Source organism: Limisphaera ngatamarikiensis, from assembly GCF_011044775.1.
GTDB lineage: Bacteria > Verrucomicrobiota > Verrucomicrobiia > Limisphaerales > Limisphaeraceae > Limisphaera > Limisphaera ngatamarikiensis.
The window spans coordinates 92,715-96,784 of record NZ_JAAKYA010000066.1 but is presented as its reverse complement, the minus strand read 5'-3'; the positions used below and the strand labels follow the sequence as shown (position 1 = coordinate 96,784).

At 65.3% G+C, this 4,070-nt stretch carries 4 protein-coding genes; 1 reads left to right on the top strand and 3 read right to left on the bottom strand.

Annotation, left to right across the window (positions count from 1 at the left end):
- Positions 1–404: 404 nt before the first annotated feature.
- Positions 405–674, top strand: a complete 270-nt coding sequence (gene rpsT, locus G4L39_RS10020; protein WP_165107917.1) for a 30S ribosomal protein S20 — start codon at positions 405–407, stop codon at positions 672–674.
- Positions 675–791: 117 nt separating this feature from the next.
- Here the strand turns inward: rpsT and G4L39_RS10015 are convergent, their stop codons facing one another.
- The 3 genes from G4L39_RS10015 to G4L39_RS10005 form a co-directional block, all read right to left on the bottom strand.
- Entirely contained in the window at positions 792–1,538 is a 747-nt protein-coding gene (locus G4L39_RS10015; RefSeq protein WP_240893923.1) for a protein-L-isoaspartate(D-aspartate) O-methyltransferase, read from the bottom strand.
- A 77-nt stretch (positions 1,539–1,615) separates the two neighbouring features.
- Positions 1,616–2,566, bottom strand: coding sequence for a 1-phosphofructokinase family hexose kinase (locus G4L39_RS10010; protein WP_165107916.1), 951 nt, complete (start codon positions 2,564–2,566; stop codon positions 1,616–1,618).
- 22 nt (positions 2,567–2,588) lie between these two features.
- Positions 2,589–4,070, bottom strand: a 1,482-nt coding sequence (locus G4L39_RS10005) for a hypothetical protein (protein ID WP_165107915.1), incomplete at its 5' end; no start/stop codon positions are given.

The window sequence follows — 4,070 nt, the reverse complement described above, 5'->3', positions numbered from 1 at the left end:
CTGGTGGCACCAGTGGCAAGCGCGCTGGTGGCGGGCCGTGGCGGCGGAAGCGGCGGTGCCCTCCGGCTAAACCGGAGCCACGGCACGAACCCCGCACGCGCCGACCGCCCCTGGCGGCCAGGGCGGAGCATGCCCGCATCTGGGAAAAAGACCACCCTGGCTTGGCCCTGCGGCCCTTCCGGCGCCCGGGCGACCCCTCCCCGATGGGCCCCAGATCCCTCCCCGATCCCGTTTAGAGACTCCTCCGATTCGAAAACATCGTTTTGCACCCCGCCCCAACGGCTGGCTAAGGATTCACGTTGCCCATTGGCTGTCCAGTTCAGCGATTGACAACCGGCGCCCGGTTGGTACGTTGTTCGGCCACTGGTTTTTGAACGACCCAAGGGGTCGCAACGAACATCGATATGGCGAACACGAAGTCTGCAGAACGGGCAGTACGGGTTAGCGAACGGCGTCGGCGCCGGAACCTGGCCTACAAGACGCGCATCAAGCGCCTGAAGAAGGCTTACATGGCCGCGCTCGCCACCGGCGACCGCAAGGCGGCAGAAGAGGCCTTCCGCTCCTACGTGTCGGCGGTGGATAAGGCCGTCCAGGCCGGCGTCATCCCGCTCGGCCGGGCTGCCCGCGCCAAGTCCCGGCTCAGCGCGCGATTGAACGCCATCGCCGGCGCCTGATGCCCGGGCGAGTGATCAGTGTCCCCATCCCAACCCGCGGTCGCCCGGCGGTCCCGGGGGCGACCGGATGATGCACACAAGGCGGATCTGTCCGCCCGGAACGGTCGTCATTCTTTCCTATCGTTTGGTTCCTTCCACTCCGGGACCCGTCATCGGCACGAAAAGGACCGGCAGCACCGCCCGTCGCTCCAGCTTCCCCTCCCGTTTTCGTAAAACCACCAACTCTTGCATCCCCGGAGGTCCCACGGGGATGATCATCCGACCACCATCCTTGAGCTGTTCCACCAATGGGGCGGGCACGTGGTCGGGCGCGCACGTGACAAGGATCGCGTCAAACGGTGCGGCTTCCGGCCAGCCCAGATACCCGTCGCCGGTTCGAACGTGCACGTTCGTATAGCCCAGACGGCGCAGGGTGGATTCGGCACGCTCCGCCAGCGGTTGCAGAATCTCGATCGTGTAAACTTCGGCTCCCATCTCCGCCAGGATGGCGGCCTGATATCCCGACCCTGTGCCGACCTCCAGAATCCTTTCCCCCGGTTGCGGGTTCACCTGTTCCGTCATGAACGCCACGATGAAGGGTTGGGAAATGGTTTGGCCGTAACCAATCGGCAACGGCCGGTCTTCGTAGGCATGGGCGCGGACCGACTCCGGCACAAACTCGTGCCGGGGAACCTTCTCCATGGCCTGTAAAACCCGCTCGTTACGGATGTCCCGTCCGGGCCCGCGCAATTGCTCCCGCACCATCCGACGCCGCAATTCCGTCTGGGCCTGCGGCTCTTCGGGCGGTGCACAACCCACAAACGAAACACTCATGAACAATCCCCAGCTCACCAGCGCTCCCAGGGGAACGCCAACCGGTCTCATACCATTACCATAACCCGAATTGCGCCCCCTGTCAGCGGACGCCCTCGCCCCGGGAAACCGGCCCGATCCTACACCCGTCAGGCCCCGTCCCGGGCTCGGCCAAGCCGGGCACGAAGCCGTTTCAATGCCGGGGCCGGGGGCCGTCGACCGGGCTCGGACCGGAGAAAAACGGCCGCCGTATCAATTCCCATGGCAACCCATTCTTCCGCAGCGCGTCCCTTCACCAACCCGCAACACAGTCCCGCCATCAGCGCATCGCCCGCCCCCAACCGGTTTCGCACCCTGACCCTGGGCACCGGGCGCCTGATCCGCAGTCCCTGTCCCCGTTGTATCAACAGAACCGGCTCGGGCCCGCGTGTCACCAACACCCACTCCGCACCGGCCTCCGTCATGGAAGCGGCCGCCTCCAGCACCTCCGCCTCATCCGCGAGTTCCCGGCCCCACCAGTCTGCAAGCTCCGCCTGGTTCACCTTCACCAGAAACGGCCCTGCGGTCAGGGCCTTGCGCAAGGCCTCTCCCTCGCAATCCAGAACCGTGGGCACTCCGCAAGCCCGCGCACGCCCGATCAAGTCGGCATACGCATCCCGGTTCACGCCCGGGGGCAGACTACCCGATAACACGGCCAGCGAGGCCCCCTCCATGGAAGCCACAAACTGTTTTACCACCGCCTGCCATTCCCCGCGCCGGAGTGTTGGACCCTCGCGGTTGAACCGCCACTGTCTCCCGGCCGGGGTGGTGATCACCACGTTCACCCGCGTGGCACCGTGGATTTCGCAGGCCTCGCCGGCCAGCATTTCCCTGCGCAGCAGGCCGAGCAGTTCCGCTCCCGTGTCGCCGCCCACCGGTAAGACCAGTCGAGTCCGCACGCCCAGGTATCGGAGCCAACGGGCCACATTGACCCCCTTGCCACCGGCCCAGCGGCGTTCCTCCAAGACCCGGTTCCGCTCCTCCTCACGGAGGCCGTCCACAAGCCACTCTACATCCAGGGCCGGATTCGCACACAAAACAGCGACATGGCCCCGCTCCATGGCCGGCTCCCGTCTTCGCCGCTCAGGGTTCCCCGCGAATTCCGTCCACCACGCGGAAGAAATGGTACTGGGACGGCAGGGGGATGCACCAGGTGGCGGGGTTGTTGGTCGGTGTCAGGTTCGGTGAGACCGGGACCCACTGGGGCGCCTCGATCGTTTCGGTGCCTTCCACGTAATACCGCGCACCCGGCAACGCCGACCACGACAAGCAGAGGTTCGTTCCCACCAAAGTCGCGCCCGTGACGGTCACCGGCCGGCCCGTCTCCGGCCACGCCGTGGCTCGCACCACATAGGAGGCGGGATTCCCCGACCCGTTAACGACCGACAGGTACCACTCCCCGGGAGCGAGCGGAATCGGGTCACTATCCGGGAACAGCACGATCTGTTCGTCACTCCGGCCCGGATTCATGCTCACGTAATCGAAGTTGTCCAGCGTGGCCGGCGGCCAGCCCTTGCGAGCCACCAGGATCACATCCCCGGTTGGGTCCATGACATCGAACTGTGCCCGTCGCGCCTCCGCCGGCACGACAAACCGGAAGTAATCGATCTCATCCACCGCAAGCGCACCAAGATACGGCACCCCGTTGGTCAGGGTGATAATCGGAGAGGTCCATGCCTGCTCGACGGCCAGCAACGTGTAGGAAGCCGGTGCCGTGTCCCGGTTGTACACGCCGATCAGCCAGGTTCCCGGCGTCAACGGCACGGGGGCCGAGTTCGTCATGATCACGACCTCCTCCGCCATATAGCCGGGCCGGAAACTGCCATAGTCGAACTCGGCGAGCGTCGGGAAGTTGGGCGCCTTCCGAACCACAAGGTCGGCGTTGGCGGTCAAGTCGGTCATGCGGATCACCAGTGCAGAGGCCGCGGGCGATACCTCAAAGCTGAAGTACCTTGGTCCGCTGCCCGGAGCCTCCATCCCGAACAACGGCACGCCATTCGTCAGCGGTGTTACGTTGAAATCCACTCGCAACGCGTATGTGGCGGGCGCGGCATTCGTGTTCTGAACAGCCAAATAATACCTTCGACCCGGCATCAGCGGCGGCGTGGAGCCGGCCGTCAGTGTCACGCTACCGCCGGTGCTCTGCGACAGCAACAGCACATCACCCGTATTCGTGCCGTACGGTGCCTGATCCTGATTGAACCAGAGATTCACCGGCACGGAGGCGTAAACCAGCGTGTTGGTGACCGCCACCGCCCAGGCGGGCACATCCACAACGTGGAACAGCATCTGTCCCGGCGGCACGGTGTTGGTCACCGTTTCCTGATTCACCAACCGCCCCGGGGCCGCCGCCTCATTGAAGAACACAAACCGTAACTGCCAGCTGCGGAGCACCGGTGGCGGATTGGTGGCTCCCGCCCGCATGTCCCAGACCTCCAAGCGCCATTCTCCGAACGCCTCCTCTCCCACGAGCGCCCGCAGGGACTCCTCCGGCAGCGCATACATGGGGCTGGGGAACTCCGTCAGCACAAACGTGTCCAGCCAGATGCGGGAACCTTCTGGTGG

Excerpts from the sequence above, each read along its gene's own strand:
- rpsT (WP_165107917.1), top strand. The coding sequence starts at position 405 with ATGGCGAACACGAAGTCTGCAGAACGGGCAGTACGGGTTAGCGAACGG.
- G4L39_RS10015 (WP_240893923.1), bottom strand. The coding sequence starts at position 1,538 with ATGAGACCGGTTGGCGTTCCCCTGGGAGCGCTGGTGAGCTGGGGATTG.
- G4L39_RS10010 (WP_165107916.1), bottom strand. The coding sequence starts at position 2,566 with ATGGAGCGGGGCCATGTCGCTGTTTTGTGTGCGAATCCGGCCCTGGAT.